The 19,065-nt window shown below is 73.8% G+C and carries 18 protein-coding genes and 2 pseudogenes; 17 read left to right on the top strand and 3 right to left on the bottom strand.

Annotated elements, in window-relative coordinates; genetic code table 11:
• Positions 1-53 precede the first annotated feature (53 nt).
• From ACZ7JA_RS24030 to ACZ7JA_RS24015, 4 genes are all read left to right on the top strand, one after another.
• Positions 54-425, top strand: coding sequence for a hypothetical protein (locus ACZ7JA_RS24030; protein WP_470810301.1), 372 nt, complete (start codon positions 54-56; stop codon positions 423-425).
• An 11-nt stretch (positions 426-436) separates the two neighbouring features.
• Positions 437-2,020, top strand: a complete 1,584-nt coding sequence (locus tag ACZ7JA_RS24025) for a peptidoglycan-binding protein (RefSeq protein WP_470810299.1) — start codon at positions 437-439, stop codon at positions 2,018-2,020.
• 109 nt (positions 2,021-2,129) lie between these two features.
• Entirely contained in the window at positions 2,130-2,510 is a 381-nt protein-coding gene (locus ACZ7JA_RS24020; protein ID WP_470810297.1) for a protease inhibitor I42 family protein, read from the top strand.
• A gap of 46 nt (positions 2,511-2,556) precedes the next feature.
• Positions 2,557-2,970, top strand: a complete 414-nt coding sequence (locus ACZ7JA_RS24015) for a hypothetical protein (RefSeq protein ID WP_470810295.1) — start codon at positions 2,557-2,559, stop codon at positions 2,968-2,970.
• Positions 2,971-2,987: 17 nt separating this feature from the next.
• On the opposite strand, the pseudogene ACZ7JA_RS24010 reads toward ACZ7JA_RS24015, so the two are convergent.
• Positions 2,988-3,113 (bottom strand): annotated as a pseudogene (locus ACZ7JA_RS24010) (hypothetical protein); the annotation flags it as partial.
• Here ACZ7JA_RS24010 and ACZ7JA_RS24005 point away from each other — a divergent pair.
• The 7 genes and pseudogenes from ACZ7JA_RS24005 to ACZ7JA_RS23975 all read left to right on the top strand — a co-directional run.
• Positions 3,078-3,314 (top strand): annotated as a pseudogene (locus tag ACZ7JA_RS24005) (DUF302 domain-containing protein); the annotation flags it as partial. The pseudogenes ACZ7JA_RS24010 and ACZ7JA_RS24005 overlap by 36 nt on opposite strands.
• A gap of 192 nt (positions 3,315-3,506) precedes the next feature.
• On the top strand, positions 3,507-3,752 hold the full coding sequence (locus tag ACZ7JA_RS24000; RefSeq protein WP_470810293.1) for a hypothetical protein: 246 nt from the start codon (positions 3,507-3,509) through the stop codon (positions 3,750-3,752).
• Positions 3,749-4,723: a Rieske (2Fe-2S) protein gene (locus ACZ7JA_RS23995; protein WP_470810291.1), complete on the top strand. Its 975-nt coding sequence runs from the start codon at positions 3,749-3,751 to the stop codon at positions 4,721-4,723. The genes ACZ7JA_RS24000 and ACZ7JA_RS23995 overlap by 4 nt, the downstream gene beginning before the upstream one ends.
• Positions 4,707-5,249, top strand: a complete 543-nt coding sequence (locus tag ACZ7JA_RS23990) for a DUF1360 domain-containing protein (protein WP_470810289.1) — start codon at positions 4,707-4,709, stop codon at positions 5,247-5,249. Before ACZ7JA_RS23995 ends, ACZ7JA_RS23990 begins: the two co-directional genes overlap by 17 nt.
• Before the next feature lie 330 nt (positions 5,250-5,579).
• A complete protein-coding gene (gene panD, locus ACZ7JA_RS23985; protein ID WP_351668007.1) occupies positions 5,580-5,999 on the top strand; it encodes an aspartate 1-decarboxylase in 420 nt (139 codons plus the stop codon).
• A 31-nt stretch (positions 6,000-6,030) separates the two neighbouring features.
• Positions 6,031-6,375 carry a GNAT family N-acetyltransferase gene (locus ACZ7JA_RS23980; RefSeq protein WP_351668005.1) on the top strand — a complete coding sequence of 115 codons (345 nt, stop codon included), beginning with the start codon at positions 6,031-6,033 and terminating at the stop codon, positions 6,373-6,375.
• A 7-nt stretch (positions 6,376-6,382) separates the two neighbouring features.
• Positions 6,383-7,021: an aspartate/glutamate racemase family protein gene (locus ACZ7JA_RS23975; protein WP_470810286.1), complete on the top strand. Its 639-nt coding sequence runs from the start codon at positions 6,383-6,385 to the stop codon at positions 7,019-7,021.
• Positions 7,022-7,574: 553 nt separating this feature from the next.
• Here the strand turns inward: ACZ7JA_RS23975 and gndA are convergent.
• Complete coding sequence (gene gndA / locus ACZ7JA_RS23970) at positions 7,575-9,014, bottom strand: NADP-dependent phosphogluconate dehydrogenase (RefSeq protein ID WP_470810284.1); 1,440 nt, start codon at positions 9,012-9,014, stop codon at positions 7,575-7,577.
• Between the two features lie 272 nt (positions 9,015-9,286).
• Here gndA and ACZ7JA_RS23965 point away from each other — a divergent pair, with 272 nt between their 5' ends.
• A complete protein-coding gene (locus tag ACZ7JA_RS23965; protein WP_351667999.1) occupies positions 9,287-10,582 on the top strand; it encodes a transglycosylase family protein in 1,296 nt (431 codons plus the stop codon).
• Here the strand turns inward: ACZ7JA_RS23965 and ACZ7JA_RS23960 are convergent.
• A complete protein-coding gene (locus tag ACZ7JA_RS23960) occupies positions 10,572-11,666 on the bottom strand; it encodes a DMT family transporter (protein WP_470810281.1) in 1,095 nt (364 codons plus the stop codon). The two genes, ACZ7JA_RS23965 and ACZ7JA_RS23960, sit on opposite strands and share 11 nt — an antisense overlap.
• Positions 11,667-11,896: 230 nt before the next feature.
• Between ACZ7JA_RS23960 and ACZ7JA_RS23955 the strand changes: the two genes are divergently transcribed.
• From ACZ7JA_RS23955 to ACZ7JA_RS23935, 5 genes are all read left to right on the top strand, one after another.
• A complete protein-coding gene (locus ACZ7JA_RS23955) occupies positions 11,897-12,646 on the top strand; it encodes a (2Fe-2S)-binding protein (protein WP_470810546.1) in 750 nt (249 codons plus the stop codon).
• Positions 12,647-12,687: 41 nt separating this feature from the next.
• Complete coding sequence (gene glgA / locus ACZ7JA_RS23950) at positions 12,688-13,839, top strand: glycogen synthase (protein ID WP_470810279.1); 1,152 nt, start codon at positions 12,688-12,690, stop codon at positions 13,837-13,839.
• Between the two features lie 51 nt (positions 13,840-13,890).
• Positions 13,891-15,111, top strand: a complete 1,221-nt coding sequence (gene glgC, locus ACZ7JA_RS23945) for a glucose-1-phosphate adenylyltransferase (protein WP_351667991.1) — start codon at positions 13,891-13,893, stop codon at positions 15,109-15,111.
• Positions 15,112-15,237: 126 nt separating this feature from the next.
• Positions 15,238-17,559, top strand: coding sequence for a GH92 family glycosyl hydrolase (locus ACZ7JA_RS23940; protein WP_351667989.1), 2,322 nt, complete (start codon positions 15,238-15,240; stop codon positions 17,557-17,559).
• A 157-nt stretch (positions 17,560-17,716) separates the two neighbouring features.
• Positions 17,717-19,060, top strand: coding sequence for a wax ester/triacylglycerol synthase family O-acyltransferase (locus ACZ7JA_RS23935; protein ID WP_351667987.1), 1,344 nt, complete (start codon positions 17,717-17,719; stop codon positions 19,058-19,060).
• The last annotated feature ends 5 nt before the right edge of the window (positions 19,061-19,065 follow it).

Raw genomic sequence — 19,065 nt, 5'->3', positions numbered from 1 at the left:
CAAGGGGTGTTAGCCTGCCCGCTGCACGATCGCACGCACACGGGGGAGGCACGGTGGGCTCGGACGGCTACCAGGTCAGGGCGGGCATGACCGGGCAGGCCCGGCAACTCGACGACGCCGGAACGGACATGGACGCCGTCAGCGCCGCCGTCAGGTCCCGTACGACGTACTCGTACGGCGAGGCCGGCGGCGGCGACGCCGCGTCGGCGCTCAACGCGTTCGTCAAGGCCTGGGAGGCGGAGGCCAGGACCCTGGCCTCCGCGCTGCACGAACTCGGCGGCAAGGTGGAGTTGGCCCAGAGGACCTACCACGGCACCGACGGCCTGGTGAGGAAGCACGCGGACAGCGTCCCCGCGGGCGGCGCGAGCGGCCTCACCGGCACATCGGCGCGGGGCGGGCGCCGCTCGGCCCTTTCGGGCTACTGAGGGCGGGGCCGGTGTCGTTCTTCTCCTCCCCCCTCGACTCCCCTTCCCTCCGGCTCTCCTGGCTCGCCGGGCTGTCCGAGAAGATGCTCGGCGCCGGCAGCAAGAACGACCTCCTCGATCTGATCGACGACGCCCTCTCGGTGCCCCGGCCGGGCGGCGACCAGGCCGTGCTGGAGGGCCTGGCAGATCTCTACCGCGGCCAGGTCGGCCACGTCGGCGGCGTCTTCGACCAGGTCGACCGGGTGGGCCGCAAGGGCCTTCCGCAGGTGTGGGTCGGCGACACGAGCGTCCTGGCCTCCAAGGCGGTGAACGCCGCCGGGCGGTCCGCTACCCGGATGGGCGAGGCGTTCCAGGGCTGCGCGACGGTGCTGCTGACGCTGGCCGACGCGATCGGCGCCGCCCAGCGCAAGGACGAACAGGGCCGCGGACAGCTGCTGGAGCAGAAGAAGACGCTCGGCGGCCGGGACGGCTTCTTCGACGACCTGCACGAGAACGACGAGGAGGAGTGGGACCGCAAGAACGCCGCCCACTTCGGGTCCTCGGCGGTCGGCCTGATGCACGACGCCGTCTCCGAGGCGCAGGAGGCCACCCGTGTCGCGGCCCGCGACCTGAACAAGTGGGCCTCCGAGGCACGGGCCGGGAAGATGGAGACCAGCGAACTCACCGCCGTCGACAAGCTGATGCTCGCCGACACCGGGGTCGCGGGCGCCGACGCCGAGCTGAACGAGATCCTCACGGCCGGCGACCTGGCGCGCGCGTCGGCGCGCATGGACCTGCTGAGCCTCGACGACGAGACGGCCATGGAGCGGATGCTGGCGAAGTCGGACAGCCCGCAGGAGCGGGCCTACCTGATGAAGGCCCTGGCCGCCGGCCACAGCGTCGCCGAGATCCAGGAGTTCCAGAACAAGATCCACGGCAAGGACCCCGACTGGCTGCGCCGGCACCTCACCCCCGTGGTCACCGCCGCGGACAGCATGGACGACGAGGGCCTGGCGCCGGACGGCTCGAACAACAACAAGGACTACGTCACCTTCGACGGCCAGCGGTGGATCCAGGGCGGCGACGGCTCCGAGGGCACCTGCGTGGCCTCGTCCACCGTCACGTCCCGCGCCATGGTCGACCCCGTCTACGCGCTCGGTCTCACCGGCGGCCCCGACGGGCAGCAGGACGACCCCGACGCCTTCAGGCAGCGCCTGGTGGCCGAACAGCACCGGCTGCACACCGAAGGCGACGGCGGCGAGAACTGGGGCGGCATGGGCCCCGAGGGGCAGGAGCGGATCAACGACACCGCCGTCGGCAGCGCCACCGGCAGCGACTACGAGCGCCAGGACCTGAACAGCCCCGCCGACCGCAGGGCGGTCCTCACCGAGGTCGAGAACTCGGTGGCGCAGGGGCGCCCGGTCCCGGTCGACGTCTCGGGCAAGGAGGGCGCCCACGCCATGACCATCATCGCCCAGGAGGGGGACATGCTCCAGGTGTACAACCCCTGGGGCTCGACCACCTGGGTCAGCGAGGACGACTTCATCAACGGCCACATGGGCAAGGCTTCCAACAGTGATCTCCCCAACACGTACAGCGTCTATCTTCCGCGGTAGCCGGGGCCGCGCCGCGATCGCGGCGGCCGCGCTCCTCGCTCTCGCCACGGGATGCGGCTCGGGCGCCGGCGACCCTGACGACGGGCCCACGGGCACGACGAGCCACCCGGTGAAGGACACCAGCATCACCGCCGAGCCGGGCGAGCGCTTCACGCTGACCGTCGGCCAGAACGCCTCCACCCGCGAGTACTGGTACCTGGTCGGGCCCGAGCCCGACAGCTCGGTGCTGGTCGGCCGCGGCCGCCACTACGCGTCGGACTTCGGCGACGAGCCGGTGGACGGCGCCGGGGGCCGGCTCACCTTCACCTTCGAGGCGAAGGGCAAGGGCACCACCCGATTCACGCTGCTGCACTGCACGTTCTCCACCTGCCAGGGCAACACCGCCACCCAGCCCCCCGCCACCACCGGACCCTCCGCCACCCCGGCCACGGGGACGGCCACCCCGTCCCAGGCCCCCGAGCGCATCACCTACACCGTCACCGTCGGCTGAGCGGCGGGGGACCAGGCAGATGAGACGAGACACCCGAGGCCAAGCCATGAGCGACGACGCCCCGCACCCGCCGGACCGCACGGACGACGAGCTGGCCCGACTCGACATCACCGTCCTGCTGCGTTACGGCCTCACCGCCGGAGCCGGCGCCCGGCGCACCGCCCTGTTCGGGGACGGCGCCGCGGCCGCGGCCGTCGTCCTCGACCGCCTGGGCACCGAGCCGCGCTCGGTCGCCTTCCTCGCCGACACCGTGCGCGCCGGCGGACTCGCCCGCGCGGTGGAGCTGCCCGAGCCCCTGCCCCGCCGGGCGGCGGCCGACCTCGTGCGGGAATGGCTGCGGGCCGGCGCCGAGCTCATGGGCGGGATCGCCGCCGACGACACCGCGGCCACCTGGCTGCGCGCCGTCGCGACCGTCATCGAACTGAGGCAGCTGACCCGGGCGCGCGGCGGGAGCGCGTGAACCGGCCTCAGGGACGGGCGAACCCGGTAGCCGTTCACGCCGGGGAGCATGATGTCGAGGACGATCAGGTCGTACTCCTGCTCGCGGGCCAAGTGGAGCCCGCCGACGTCATTCTCGGCGCCTGCAACCCGCCGCTCGCCCATCGGGCTCTGGAGGCGGACCGCAGCATCGGCCTGCTGCTGCCGTGCAAGGTGGTCGTCCGCGCCGAGGGCGACCGCACGGCCCTACAGGCCCTCGACCCGCAGACGATGGTCGCCATGAGCGGACTCGACGCGCTCCGCCCGGTCGCCGACGAGGCCACCCGCCGCCTCGACGCCGCACTCGCCTCGCTCACGGAAGTGTGACGTCGGCCTGCTCGACGCACCGAAGACGACGGTGCAGAAGGGGCACAAATGCCCGCCGACCGGGCGTGGTGCACGGTGCGTTCCCTCCGCCCGGCGGACCATGGGTCCTGTCCTGTCCTGCCGGCTCGGCCGACTCCAACGGTGAGCGCGGGGTGCTCCGCCCGCGCGACCCTTCCACGAGGAGAGTGCCCCATGGCGTTCGATCCGGTGGAGCGGCACGGGCCCCCGCTGGACCGCCGGCTGCGCGATCGGCGTCTGCCGGCCGTGCACGAGACCGCGGAGGAGAAGGTCGTCGACCCCTCTGCCCGCCGCGCGCTGTCGGGCGGCGAGAGGGCGGCTGAGGACCGGCTCGCCGATGACCGCCCGGCACCGCGACCGGGCAAGGGGCACTGGAACCGCTGTTTGTCCGTCACCGGTGGGGGGACCCTCCGCCCATGAGCAAGAAGCCAGGTGGTCGCCGTATGGGCCAGAACCGGATGCTGCGGCTGCTGGACGCCCTGGAGCGTGACTCCAGGGCGGACGCGGTGATCGACGCGCTGACCAGGGGGGTACGGGCCCTGCCGCTCGGCCGCGCCAGGGACGCACTGCACGGCAGGTGGCTCGGCCATCCCGTGCACCCCTTGATGGTGCAGGTACCGATCGGGAGCTGGATGTCCGCAGCGGTACTCGACCTGCGCCCCGGCCGCTCCCGGGAGGCCGGCCTCCTCGTGGGCGTCGGACTGGCGGCGGCCGGACCCGCCGCGCTGGCGGGCGCCGTCGACTGGGCCGAGCTGCACAGTGAGCAGAGGCGGGTCGGGCTCGCGCACGCCGTGGCCAACGCGGCGGCCGTGGCCCTGTACGGCGCCTCGCTCGTGTGCCGTGTCACCGGGCGGGCCGGAGCGGGCCGGGCGACGGGTTTCCTCGGGCTGACCGCGGTCGGTCTGGGAGGGATGCTGGGAGGTCACATGGCCTACCGGCAGGCTTCCGGCGCCAACCACGCCGAGGAGGTACCGCACGTCGTCGGTGAGGGCTGGCATCGGATCGGTTCCGTCGACGAGTTCCCCACGGGCCGGCCCGCGCGGCGGACCGTGGACGACGTGCCGGTGCTCGTGGTGCGCGAACCGGACGGGAGCTTCCACGCGTTGGCCGAGCGGTGCAGTCATCTGGCGGGGCCGCTGTCCGAAGGCAGCGTCGCCGACGGGTGTGTCCGGTGCCCCTGGCACGGGAGTGTCTTCCGGCTCTCGGACGGCTGGAACGTCCGGGGACCCGCCACCGCCCCCCAGCCCGCCTTCGACACCCGCGTCGTCGACGGGTACGTGGAGGTCAGCCTGCGCCGACAGGGCCCGACGACGCCCGAGCCGGCCGGCCACGAGGCGGCCGAGGCGGCGACGGGGACGGAAAGAGGCGGGGATCATGGGCACAGCGCCTGACGGCCGTTTCGGGGAACGTCTGAGGCGACGGCTGCGACGCACCGAGCGCACGTATGCGGCGGGGCAGGAGCGCCCGCTGCGTGGTTACACAGCGGCCATGGCGGCCTTCGGCGCGTACACCGCCGCCTGGACGACAGTGGTGAGGATTCGCGGGCGCCCGCTGCCGGACCGGCCCGTGCCCTGGGACGTGGCGCTGACCGCCGTGGCGACCTTCCGGCTCAGCCGGCTGCTGAGCAAGGCGTCGGTGACGAGTCCGCTGAGGGCCCCCTTCACCACGTTCCACGGCTCGCAGGGGCCGGCGGAGCTGCATGAGGAGGCACGGAACGAGGATGGCAAGGACACGATCGGCGAGCTGGTCACCTGTCCGTTCTGCATGAGTGTATGGGTTGTCTCGTCCCTCACCGCCGGACAGCTGCTCTGGCCGCGCGCCACCCGCACCGCCATGGGTGCGCTCGCCGCCTTGGCCGGCGCGGACGCGCTGCAGCTGACGTACAGCGCCCTGGTGGACAGGACCACCGGTGAGTGACCTCTCCCTACACGCGCTCCGGGGCGGAGTCGCCGCGCGGCGGCCACCGCCGGATCGGTACGACGGTCAGGGTGTGAGAGCGAGCACGCCCAGGGCGTAGCCGTGTTCGTCGATCACGGGAGACACATCCAGCGTCCGGATCCGCATGGCGGCCTCCGCCTCGCCGACGATCGACGTGGACGAGGTGAACGGGCCGCGGTCGAGCGGGATGTGCCGGAGCGGCTTCGCGGGTCGCGCGGGAGAGCGGTGAGTCTCGGCACGCCGATGTACAGTGAAGGCCGCCCTTGACCTGCACACAGCAGGCAGGGAGCCGTCTTCCGGGAGTCCAACATGCTGCGCACCATGTTCAAGTCCAAGATCCACCGCGCCACCGTCACCCAGGCCGACCTGCACTACGTGGGATCCGTGACCATCGACGCGGATCTGCTCGACGCCGCCGATCTGCTGCCCGGTGAGCTCGTGCACATCGTGGACATCACCAACGGCGCCCGCCTGGAGACCTACGTCATCGAGGGGGAGCGCGGGTCCGGGGTCGTCGGGATCAACGGGGCGGCCGCCCACCTCGTGCACCCCGGGGACCTGGTGATCATCATCAGCTACGCTCAGGTGACCGACGCCGAGGCGCGGGAACTGAAGCCGCGGGTGGTGCACGTGGACGGCGACAACCGGATCGTCGAACTCGGCGCCGACCCGTCCGCGCCGGTGCCCGGCTCGGACCAGCAGCGCAGCCCGCAGGCCGTCCCGGCCTGACCGGGGACGACGACCAGGAGCGTGCGTACCCATGAGTGACATCGAGATCCGCGACGACCGCGCCGAGGGCCGGCTCGAGGCCGTCGGTGACGGCGAAGTCGTCGGTCACATCGAGTACTTCGTCCTCGAGTCGCCGGCGCGCGCCCTGGTCCCCGTGCACACCATCGTCGAACCGGCCCACGAGGGCAAGGGCATCGCGGGCTCGCTGGCCCGCGAGCTGTACGCCGTCGCCGAGCGGGAGGGCGTCCCCGTCGCCCCGCTGTGCCCGTACGTCGTGAAGTGGGCCGAGCGCCACCCCGAGACCGCCCCGCCGGCCGACCCGGAACTGCTCGCGGCCGCGAAGGACTGGCTGCGGGCCCACCCCGGGCGCTTCTGAGCCCGGCGTGCTCGCGCTTCTGCACACCTCACCCGTGCACGTCCCGGTCTTCGACGCCCTGCGGGACGCCCACCACCCGGGCCTGGGGCTGCGGCACTTCGTCGACGAGGGGCTGCTGGAGCGGGCCCGGCGGGACGGACCCGAGGCGGTGGGCGACGACGTGAACCGCGCCCTCGGCCGCGCCGTGGAGGCCGGGGCGCGGGCGGTGCTGTGCACCTGTTCCACCATCGGCGCCGTCGCGGAGGCCCGGTCGGCCGCGGCCGGTGTCCCGGTGCTGCGGGTCGACCGGCCCATGGCGGCCGCCGCCGTGGCCGCGGGACCGCGCGTCACCGTCCTCGCCGCCCTGCGCAGCACCCTCGGCCCCACCGCGGAGCTCGTCGAGGAGGAGGCCCGCCGGGCCGGCGCCCCCGTCTCCGTCCGCACCGTGCTGGTCGACGGCGCCTGGGACAGTTTCACGGCAGGAGCCACCGAGGCGTACCTGCGGCGGATCGCGGCCGCCGCCGACGCGGCCACCGGCACCGACGTGATCGTCCTCGCCCAGGCCTCCATGGCCCCGGCCCAGGATCTGACCTCGACACCGGTCCCGGTGCTGTCCAGCCCCAGGCCGGGCCTGTCCGCCGCCGCGGCGGCGGCACGGGGCGGCTGAGCACGGGGCTCCGCCGGGGCTGTGGTCGTCGCCGGCTGCGCTGCGGGTCCACTGAGGGCGCGGATTCCGCCGGACTGCGGCTGTGGGAGCCGTGGTGCGGGAACGCTGGGCCCGATCCACCGCCTCCACCCGGGCGTAGCCCGTGCCGCCGTCGGGTGAGTGGCCGAGCGGCGCTCGGGTAGGCGGGGGAGTAGTCCAGAGGCGACGACGTACAGCGACCGCCGGAGGCCAGCCATGACGAGCCCGCACCCCGACCCCGTACCGCCCGGCCCGACCCCGGGGCCGGGTCCCACCCCGCCGGATCCCTACCCGAGTCCGGTGCCGCCCCCCGCGCCCGGGCCCGAACCGACACCGCCGGGTCCCGGACCCGAGCCCACGCCGCCGCCGGCGCCCCCGGCCCCCGGCCCGCCGGAGCCCTCGCCGTCCCCGATCCCGCCGGGCCCGGAGCCCACGCCCGACCCGGAGCCCGGCCCGCCCCTCACCAGCTGAACCTGAAGACGCGAGGAGGGGGACGGCGGTGCCGCCGTCCCCCTCCTCGCGACGGGCGTGAACGCTACGCCCCGACCTCCGACCGGTCCCCGCCCCACAGCGTGTGGAACGAGCCGTCCCGGTCGACCCGCCGGTAGGTGTGCGCCCCGAAGAAGTCCCGCTGCCCCTGCGTCAGGGCCGCCGGCAGGCGCTCGGCGCGCAGCGCGTCGTAGTAGGCCAGCGCCGCCGCGAAGCCGGGCGTCGGCACGCCCTGCCGGGTGGCCGCGATGATCACCTCGCGCCAGTCGTCCTGCGCCGCGGCGATCTCCTGCGCGAAGGTCTCGTCCGACAGCAGGCTCGGCAGGTCGGGGCGGGCGTCGTACGCGGCGCGGATGCGGTCCAGGAAGGCCGCGCGGATGATGCAGCCGCCGCGCCAGATCGCCGAGACCGCGCCGAGGTCGATGTCCCAGTCGTACTCCTCGCTGCCCGCCGCGATCTCGTGGAAGCCCTGCGTGTACGACACGATTTTGGACGCGTACAGCGCCTGCTCCACCCGGTCCGCGAAGGCGGCGGCCTCCGCCTCGCCGAGTGGCGAGGGCTTCGGCCCGGCCAGGCCCTGGGACGCCTCGCGCAGCGCCGCGTGACCGGACAGGGACCGGGCGAACACCGCCTCGGCGATGCCCGACACCGGCACGCCGAGATCGAGGGCGATCTGCACGGTCCAGCGGCCGGTGCCCTTCTGCTCGGCCTGGTCCACGACCACGTCCACGAACGGCTTGCCGGTGGCCTCGTCCACGTGGGACAGCACCTCGGCCGTGATCTCGATCAGGTAGGAGTCCAGCCGCCCGGTGTTCCAGGTGCGGAAGATCTCCGCGATCTGCGCGGGGGAGTACCCGGCGACGTCGCGCAGGAGCTGGTAGGCCTCGCCGATGAGCTGCATGTCGGCGTACTCGATGCCGTTGTGCACCATCTTCACGAAGTGGCCGGCGCCGTCGGGGCCGACGTGCGTGACACAGGGCGACCCGTCCTTCGCCTTCGCGGAGATCTTCTCCAGCATCGGGCCGAGGGAGTCGTAGGACTCCCTCGGGCCGCCCGGCATGATGCTCGGCCCGTTCAGCGCGCCCTCCTCGCCGCCCGAGACGCCCATGCCCACGAAGTGGATGCCCTGCTCGCGCAGCGCCTTCTCGCGGCGGCGGGTGTCCGCGAAGTGCGCGTTGCCACCGTCGATGATCATGTCACCGGGTTCCAGCAGCGGCGCGAACTCCTCGATCACCGCGTCCGTCGGCTCGCCGGCCTTGACCATCACGACCAGCCGGCGCGGGCGCTCCAGAGCCGCCACGAACTCCTTCGCGGTCTCGGCCGCGACGAAGTCGCCCTCGTCCCCGAACTGCTCCACCAGCGCGTGCGTCCGCGACGCCGTACGGTTGTGCACGGCGACCGTGTAGCCGTTGCGCGCGAAGTTCCGGGCGAGATTGCGGCCCATGACCGCGAGCCCGGTGACGCCGATCTGCGCTGAAGTGCTCATACCGCCTGCTCCCTAGCTGCCTCGTGACTACGGCTCCGTCGTGCGGACCCTCGCCCATCCTGACGTGCCGCTACGGCGAGCGCACATCCGACCCGCCACGCTTGTTTACGCGCGGAACGCCGCGGTCGGCTCACCATGGCCGGCGATGTCGTCCAAGGAGGGTCCGTTCCCGGCCACTTGAGGCGGACAGGAGGCCGATTTCCCGTCTTGTCATGGCCTGTTCGCGGCGCTTACTTTTGCCGCTCCTGACGCATGCCGAGGGGATTTCGGACATGGCCGTACGCGGCCGGCATCGCCGGTACCAGCCGAACAGGATCAACCGCGCCTCGCTCACCGTCACGGCGGGCGGCGCCGGACTCGCGATCCCGCTGGTCGCCGCGGGTACCGCGGACGCGGCCGACGCGGCCACCTGGAACAAGGTCGCCGCCTGCGAGTCCAGCGGGAACTGGCACGTCAACACCGGCAACGGCTACTACGGCGGGCTGCAGTTCACCCAGTCCACCTGGGAGGCCTACGGCGGGGCCCGGTACGCGCCGCGCGCCGACCTCGCCACCCGGGACCAGCAGATCGCCGTCGCCGAACACGTCCTCGACGGCCAGGGGCCCGGCGCCTGGCCGGCGTGCTCGGTGCGGGCCGGGCTGCGCGAGGGCGGAGCGGCCCCTGGGGTGCACACGGACGGCGCCGCGAGCCGCCCGGCGAAGTCCGGGCCGGCCCGGGACACGCGGGACGTCCGGGACGTGAAGCCGCAGACGACGCCGCAGTCCCGCGCGGGCCGGGCCGAGATGTACACGGTGGTGCGCGGCGACACTCTGTCCGGCATCGCGGACGAGCAGCACGTCCGGGGCGGCTGGCGGCAGCTCTACGAGGGCAACCGCGCCGTCATCGGCTCCGACCCCGACCTGATCCTGCCGGGCCAGCGGCTCGGCCTGCGGGGCGCCGCCTCACCGGCGTCCGGTACACGGCCGCACACCGGCACCGCACCCACGTCGGAGTCCAGGTCGAAGCCGCGGCCGCCGGAGAAGTCCGAGGAGAAGTCCTCGAAGAAGAAGGAGCCTTCGAGGAAGAGACCCGCGGAGAAGAAGCCCGGCGGGCGGCATGAGCATCCGGCCGGCTCCCGGCACACGGAGCACAAGACCTCCCGGCACCACGCTCCGGCCGGCGGGCACGCGCTCGTCGCCCCGGTGCACGCCGGCGTCGGCACCGGCTACCACGTGGCCGGGTCGCACTGGTCCAAGGGCTATCACACCGGCGTCGACTTCCTGGTGCCGACCGGCACCAGCGTCGAGGCGGCGGGGGCCGGGCAGGTGGTCTCCGCGGGCTGGGGCGGCTCCTACGGCTACCAGGTGGTCATCCGGCACGCCGGCGGGCACTACACCCAGTACGCCCATCTGTCGGCGATCTCCGTGCGGGCCGGGCAGAGCGTCGCCACCGGGCAGCGCATCGGCCGGTCGGGGTCCACCGGGAACGTCACGGGCCCGCATCTGCACTTCGAGGTGCGGACCGGGCCCGGCTTCGGCTCCGACATCGACCCGATCGCCTTTCTCCGGGCCGGCGGGGTCAGGATCTGACCCGCGGGCGGTAGGCGTTCAGGACCGGCAGCGGGGCGTAGATGCTCGCGCACAGCGGGACGTACGGCGTGTCGTCGAAGGCGGGGCCCTCGGGCGCCCGTACGTCCGCGAACGCCGCCGGCGTCAAGTCGCCCTGCGCCGGGACCGCGTGAGCGTGGTCCACGAGAGCCGGGTCCTCCGGTGCCGGAGCCGGCTGCCGCGCAGGCTCCTCGTCCGGGCCCGTTCCCGCCGGCCCGGCGCCGGCCGCGGCCGGGGTGTGCTCCAGCCGCTCGGTGGTGAGCAGGATCAGACCGCCCGCGGCCACCACCGCGCAGCCGAGCGCCAGCACGGTGCCGGCGCCGCCGTGGCGGAACGTCTCACCGAACATCAGGATGCCGACCGCGGCGGCCAGTACCGGATTCACCACGGTCGCCGTGGCCAGCGGGGCGGCGAGCCCGCCGCCCCGGTAGGAGGCCTGGGAGAGCACGACGCCGGCGGTCGCGAACGCCCCGATCACTGCCAGGGACGGCAGATCGCCGAGGACGATCCCGTCGCTCCAGTCGACCGCGACGGTCTTGGTGAACACCGACGACATGCCGAACGCCGTCCCGGAGGCGGCCGCGAGCACCACGCTGCGCACGGCGGGGTGCCGGTGCACGGCCAGGCCCGCGCACGCCAGCGCAGCGACCGCCCCGCCGGTGACCAGGGCGACGGCCACCCGCTGGGCGGAGGCGAGGGACTGCGCGTCGGCCGAACCGACCAGGGACAGCAGGCCCGCGAGGCCCACCGTCGCCATGACCGCGCCGCGCCAGGCGGCCGCCCCGGCCCTGCGGCCGACGAACAGCGCCGCCATGGGCAGGGCGAAGACGATGGTCAGGGCGCCCAGCGGCTGCACCAGACTGAGCGGGCCGCAGGCCAGCGCCACGACGTGCAGCAGGCCCCCGAGGCCGTTCAGCGCGAGCGCCGCCCACCAGCCGGCCCGGCGCAGCGGCACGTACGAGCCGTCGGGGCACGAGACCGCGACCTGCTCCTGCACGATGGCCCCGCCCGCGTAGGCGACGGCGGAGACGAACGACAGCAGCACGGACAGCGCGAGGGCGCTCATCTGCGGCTCCTTCGCGCGGGGCGGGCCCCCTGGGCCCGGCGCGGCGTACGGTCGGCGGTCATGGCGAACACTCTGCCCGCCCGGGCCCGTCCCCGTCGTCGTACCTGAGCACGCAATGGGTCCTACTGCCGATGGAGTACACCACCGCTCCGATCATCCCCAGGACGGGTGTGAACGGGGACCGGACCCGGGCTCCGCGACGGCGCGGGGGGCTGGTAGTAGTGCTGTCCGTGGACCTCGACGCCGATCTCGCCGCCCTCCGCCCGCTGGGCGGCTTCTTCGTCCTGCGCACCCACGCGGACTCGACGGAACCGGTGCCGGCAGGCCTCGCGACCCTCGCGGAGACGTACGCGGCGCGGGCTCCCGGGGCTCGGCGCGACGCGCTGACGCTCCGGGTCGAGACCGTCGCCGCCCGGCTGCGCGCCCCTGAGCCGCGGGTCTCCGCCTCCATCGGCCAGCAGGGCCTCGCCGCCCGGCTGTGGTCCGTGGCCCTGGCCTGTACCGCGCTGTACGGCAGGCTGCCCGGCCTGGACCCGCGGCACCTGCGCTGGGACCCCGTCGCCACCGCCCCCGACGACCTGTGGCTGACCGAGGTGCGCCCGCTGCCCGGGGACGCCGCCGCGCTCGCGGACACCGTGCTGCACGGCCATCTGGAACCCCTAGGGGAGGCCCTGAGGGCCCGTTACGGGATCGCGGCCGGGCTGCTGCGCGGCAACGCCGGCTCGGCGCTGGCCGGCGCGGCCCGGGAACTGGACCGCTGGGCCCGCGCCCACGGCCGCGCCGACGTGGCGGAGCGGGCCCGCGCCCTCACCGGCGAGCTCTTCGCCCACCCGCTGCTGCGCGGCACCGGCACCCGGACGGCGACGGCCTTCCGCCGCCGCAGCTGCTGCCTGTACTACCGGGTGCCCGGCGGCGGGGTCTGCGGCGACTGCTGCTTCAGCCTGCCGCCGCGCTCTTCCCCGCACGCCGTATCTGGGTGACCATGAAGGGCAACGTACGGACGAGGCCAGGGGGTTGACGGGTGCGAGTGGGACTGCTGACCCGGGAGTACCCCCCGGACGTGTACGGCGGCGCGGGCGTCCATGTGGAGTTCCTGGCCCGCGAGCTGTCCGCGCTGGTCGACCTCGAGGTGCACTGCTGGGGCGAGGGCCGGGGCGTGGGCGTCGTACGGCACCGCCCCTGGTCCGCGCTCGACGGCGCCAACGACGCGCTGCGCACCTTCTCCGTGGACCTCTCCATCGCCGCCGCCCTGGAGGGCCGCGAACTCGTCCACTCCCACACCTGGTACGCCAATCTCGCCGGGCACCTCGCCAAGCTCCAGTACGGCGTCCCGCACGTGGTCACCGCCCACTCGCTGGAGCCCCTGCGTCCCTGGAAGGCCGAGCAACTGGGCGGCGGTTACGCCCTGTCGAGCTGGACGGAGCGCACCGCGCTGGAGGCCGCCGACGGGGTGATCGCCGTCTCCGGAGCCATGCGCGAGGACATCCTCGCCTCCTACCCGGCGCTCGACCCGGCCCGGGTGCACATCGTGCACAACGGCATCGACACCGCCCTGTACCGCCCGGACCACGGCATCGACGCCCTGCTCCGGCACGGCGTCGACCCCACCCGCCCGTACGTCCTGTTCGTCGGCCGGATCACCCGCCAGAAGGGCGTGCCCCATCTGCTGCGCGCGGTACGGGACATCGACCCCGGCACCCAGGTGGTGCTGTGCGCGGGCGCGCCCGACACCCCGGAGATCGACCGCGAGTTCCGCGACCTGTACGAGGAGCTGAGCCGGGTCCGGGCGGGCGTGCTCTGGATCCCGCAGATGCTGCCGCGCCCCGAGGTCATCCAGCTCCTCACCCGGGCCGCCGTGTTCGTCTGCCCCTCGGTGTACGAACCGCTCGGCATCGTCAACCTGGAGGCCATGGCCTGCGGAACGCCGGTGGTGGCCTCCCGGGTCGGCGGCATCCCGGAGGTCGTGGACGACGGCCGCACCGGCCTGCTGGTCGACGTGGACGACGACTTCGAGGCGAACCTCGCCCGGGCGCTGGACACCGTGCTCGGCGACCCGGAGGCCGCGGGGCGCATGGGCGAGGCCGGACGGCTGCGCGCGGTGGGCGAGTTCGGCTGGGACGCGGTGGCCCGGCGGACCGCCGGACTCTACGAGGAGATCCTCAAGCAGGCTTAGTCCGGCCCGCTCGGGGCATCCATGGTGGAACCAGGGGTGAGGGGAGCCGTCATGCGTCGTGGTGGGCCTTCGGTACTAGGTATCGTGCTGGCGGGCGGGGAGGGCAAACGGCTGATGCCGCTCACCGCCGACCGCGCCAAACCGGCGGTCACCTTCGGCGGGACCTACCGGCTCGTCGACTTCGTCCTGTCCAACCTCGTCAACGCCGACGTGCTGCGCATCTGCGTGCTGACGCAGTACAAGTCGCACTCGCTGGACCGGCACATCACCACCACCTGGCGGATGTCCAGCCTGCTCGGCAACTACGTCACGCCGGTCCCCGCCCAGCAGCGGCTCGGCCCGCGCTGGTACCTGGGCAGCGCCGACGCGATCCTGCAGTCGCTGAACCTCGTGTACGACGAACAGCCCGAGTACGTCGCCGTGTTCGGCGCCGACCACGTCTACCGGATGGACCCGCGGCAGATGCTCCGCCAGCACATCGAGGGCGGCGCGGGCGTGACGGTGGCCGGCATCCGGGTGCCGCGCTCCGAGTCCTCCTCCTTCGGGGTGATCAGACCGGGCTCGGACGGCCGCACGGTGGAGCGCTTCCTGGAGAAGCCGGCCGATCCTCCCGGCCTCGCGGACGACCCCGAGTGCGTGTTCGCCTCCATGGGCAACTACGTCTTCACCACCAAGGCCCTCATCGAGGCGCTGCAACGGGACGCCGAGGACAGCCAGTCCGTGCACGACATGGGCGGCTCGATCCTGCCCCAGCTCACCGCCCGCGGCGAGGCGCAGCTCTACGACTTCAGCGAGAACCACGTACCCGGTGAGACCACCCGGGACCAGGGCTACTGGCGGGACGTCGGAACCCTCGACGCCTACTACGAGGCGCACATGGACCTCATAGCCGAGCGCCCCGCCTTCAACCTGTACAACCGGCAGTGGCCCATCTACACCCACTCGGGCCAGCTCTCCCCGGCGCGCTTCAACGCGGGCGGCATCGCGAGCGAGTCCATCATCAGCGCCGGCTGCCTGATCCGCGGCCAGGTCACCCGCTCCGTGCTGTCGCCGGGGGTGCGCGTCGACCCGGGAGCGGTCGTCCAGGGCTCGGTGCTGCACGACAACGTGCGCATCGGCCGGGGCGCGGTGGTGCGCGGCGCCGTCCTCGACAAGAACGTCGAGGTCCCGCCCGGCGCGACGATCGGGGTCAATCCCGAGCGGGACGCCGAGCTGTACACCGTCTCCAAGGGCGGCGTGATCGCCCTGGGCAAGGGGCAGCGGGTGGACTGACCGACACCCCGTCAGAACAGGTGTTCGCGCGACGCGTTCAGCGTCACCCTCCCGGAATGCCCGGGTTCGCCTCGTTCGCCCGCCACGATGCAGGCAACGATGTCGAACCATCGGAGGTCATCCGACATGAGAGGGACCCGGCGCACACGGCTGTGCCTGGCCGGGGTGATGGCAGCGTCCGCGCTGATCGCCACCCCCGCCGCACGCGCCGCCGAGCGGACCGACGGCCACCTCACCGACCTGGTCAACCCCTTCATCGGGACCCAGGACGAGGGCAACACCTTCCCCGGTGCGGCCGTGCCCTTCGGCATGGTGCAGCTCTCCCCGGACACCGGGCACAACACCGGCTACGACTACACGCAGAACCGCGTCCGCGGCTTCTCGCTGGTCCACCTGTCCGGCGTCGGCTGCCGGATCGGCGGCGACCTGCCCGTGCTGCCCACCACCGGCGCCGTCACGCAGACGGACTACGCCAAGTACGCCGCGGGGTTCCGGCACGCCGACGAGGAGGCGAGCCCCGGCTACTACCGCGTCGGCCTCGACTCCGGCATCCGCGCCGAACTCACCGCGACCGCGCGCACCGGCGTGCAGCGCTACACCTTCCCCGCCACCGGCCGGGCCAACGTCCTGCTGAACGCCGCGCAGGCGCTGCACCGGCCGGGCGGCAGCAAGGTCGAGATCCTCGACGACCGCACTGTGCGCACGGAGATCACCGGCCACGGGTTCTGCCGGGACACCGGCCCCTACACCGTCCACACCATCACCCGCTTCAGCCGTCCGTTCACCGCGCACGGCACCTGGGACGGGCCGAAGGTCACCGACGGCGCGCGCACCGGCGGCGGCGGCGCCTACGTCACCTTCGACACGGCGCGCGACCGCACCGTCGAGGCGACCACCGCCCTGTCCTACGTCGACGCCGCCGGAGCCGCGGCCAACCTGCGGGCCGAGGGCGGCCGGTCCTTCGACACCGTGCGGCGGCTGGCCCGCGAGGAGTGGGAGCGGCGGCTCGGCACCGTCCGCGTGCGGGGCGGCGCCCCCACCCTGCGCCGCACCTTCTACTCCTCGCTGTACCGCTCGTTCCTCGCGCCGAACGTCGGCGGCGACGCCGACGGCCGCTACCTCGGCTGGGACCGCCGCGTCCACCGTGCGCGGGGCTTCACCTACTACCAGAACTGGTCCCTGTGGGACACCTACCGCACCCAGGCCCAGCTCCTCGCCCTGCTCGCGCCCCGCGAGGCCCGGGACATGGCCCGGTCGGTGGTGCAGGTCGACGAGGACGGCGGCTGGCTGCCCAAGTGGGGCTACGGGCCGGTCGAGACGAACGTCATGAGCGGCGACCCGGTCACCCCGTTCCTGACCACCGCGTACCAGATGGGCCTGCTCAAGGGTTTCGAGGAGCGGGCCTACCGGGCGCTCAGGAAGAACGCCGACGGCGTGCCGCCGGCCGGCTACCCGGGCATCGGCCGGGAGGCCAACGCCGAGTACATCGCCCAGGGGTTCGCGCCCTACGTCTGGAACCGCCCGCTCGCCAAGATGGGCGACTCCGACTACCACCACGGCGCCTCCGTCACCCTGGAGTACGCCCTCGCCGACGCCGTGCTCGCCCAGATGGCCCGCGGCCTCGGACACCGCGCTGACGCCGACCGCTACGCCGCCCGCGCCCGGAACTACCGGACCGTCTTCGACCCGGCAACCGGCTTCTTCCGCCCCCGCGACGCCTCCGGCGCCTTCACCGGCACGTCCGACCCGGCCCGCGCCCCCGGCTTCCACGAGGGCACGGCCTGGCAGTACCAGTGGCTGGTCCCGCACGACCTGCCCGGCGTGGTCCGACTGATCGGCGGCGAGCGGGCGGCCAACGACCGCCTGGACGCCTTCTTCGCCTACGACCGGCTGCTGGCCGACCCCGGCCGCACCGCCCGCGAGGTGTGGGTGCACGGCGACGCGTACGCGTACTACAACGCCGACAAGTACAACCCGATGAACGAGCCCGACCTCATCGCCCCCTACACGTACCTGTCCACCGGCCAGCCGTGGAAGACCACGGACGTGGTGCACGCGGCGCTGACCCTGTTCACCGACGGGCCCACCGGCATGACCGGCAACGACGACCTCGGCACCATGTCCGCCTGGAACGTGCTGTCCTCCATCGGGCTCTTCCCGATCCAGCCCGGTTACGACACCTGGGGCCTGTCCACCCCGGTGTTCGACCGGGTCGACCTCGCCCTGGACCGCCGCTACTGGCCCGGCGGCCGGCTCACCGTCACCGCCCCCGGCACCTCGGCCGCCGCGCGCTACATCCAGGGCGTCCGCACGGACGGGGCGCCGCACGCGCGGACGTATCTGCGCACGGCCGCGCTGCGCTCCCTGCGCACGCTCGCGTTCACGGTCGGCCCGCGCCCGTCGGAGTGGGGTACGGCGTCCTCGGCCGCTCCCCCCGTCCTGCGATGACCTCCGCCGACCTCGGACGTCTCGGGAGTCCCGCCCTTCTCACAGGGGCAGGACTTAATACGCCGTTAACTGTCCGTAGCACGATCGTACTTGACCGTAATCGCCTCTCGGGGATTGACTTCTGGTTCACCCCCGTCGTCGACGTGCGAGGCAAGCCTTGACCTCCGACCTGCTCGCTCCCCTCGACCTCGCCTTCTGGAACATCGAGTCCGAACGGCACCCGATGCACCTGGGCGCGCTCGGCGTGTTCGGCGCGCACTCGCCCACCGCGGGCGCGCACGCCGCCGACCTGCTGGCCGCCCGCGCCGCCGCCGTGCCGGGCCTGCGCATGCGCATCCGGGACACCTGGCAGCCGCTCGCGTTCGGCGGCGCCACCCGCGAACCCGTCCCGGACTTCGACCCGCTGGACCACGTACGCCTGCACGCGCCGACCGCCGACTTCCACGCGGTCGCGGGCCGGCTGATGGAACGGCCGCTGGAGCGCGACCGCCCGCCGTGGGAGGCGCACGTACTGCCCGGCGAGGACGGCGTCTCCTTCGCCGTGCTGTTCAAGTTCCACCACGCCCTCGCCGACGGGCTGCGCGCGCTGAAGCTGGCCGCCGGCGTGCTCGACCCGGTCGACCTGCCCGAGCGCGCCCCGCGCCCCGTCGAGCCGCCGCGCGGCCCGCTCTCCTACGTCCTGTCCGACGTGCGCCGGCTGCCCGGCATGATGCCCGGCCTGGTCCGGGACGCGCTGTCCGACGTGGGCCGGGCCCTGGACATCGGCGCCTCGCTCGCCCGGTCCACCCTCGGCATGCGCCCCTCGTCCGCGCTGACGTCCGAGCCCAGCGGCACCCGCCGCACGGCCGGGGTGGTCCTCGACATCGACGACGTGCACCGGGTCCGCAAGAGCGCCGGCGGCACCGTCAACGACGTGCTCATCGCCGTCGTCGCCGGAGCGCTGCGCCGCTGGCTGGACGCGCGCGGCGAGGACACCGGGAACGTGGCGCCGCGCGCCCTCATCCCGGTCTCCCGGCGCCGTCCGCGCACCGCGCACCCACAGGGCAACCGGCTCTCCGGGTACCTGATACGGCTTCCGGTGGACGACCCCGATCCGCTGCGCCGGCTCGACGCCGTCCGCACGGCGATGGTCCGCAACAAGGACGCGGGGCCGAACCGGGGCGCCGGCGCGGTCGCGCTGCTCGCCGACCACGTACCGGCCCTCGGCCACCGGCTCGCCGGACCGCTGGTCGGCCAGGCCGCGCGGCTCTGGTTCGACATCCTGGTCACGAGCGTGCCGCTGCCGGGGCTCGGGCTGCGGCTGGGCGGTCACGAGCTGACGGAGGTGTATCCGCTGGCCCCGCTCGCGCCGGGGCAGTCGCTGGCGGTCGCGATCTCCACGTACCGGGGTCATGTGCACTACGGCCTGGTCGCGGACGCCCGGGCCGTGCCCGACCTGGACGTGTTCGCCCGCGCGGTGTCGGAGGAGGTGCGGGACCTGCTCACCGTCTGCGACGCCTGAGGACC

It is taken from the genome of Streptomyces sp. NPDC038135 (assembly GCF_055601245.1).
Note: the sequence above shows the minus strand (reverse complement) of the source record. Positions and strands in the feature narration are given on the sequence as shown.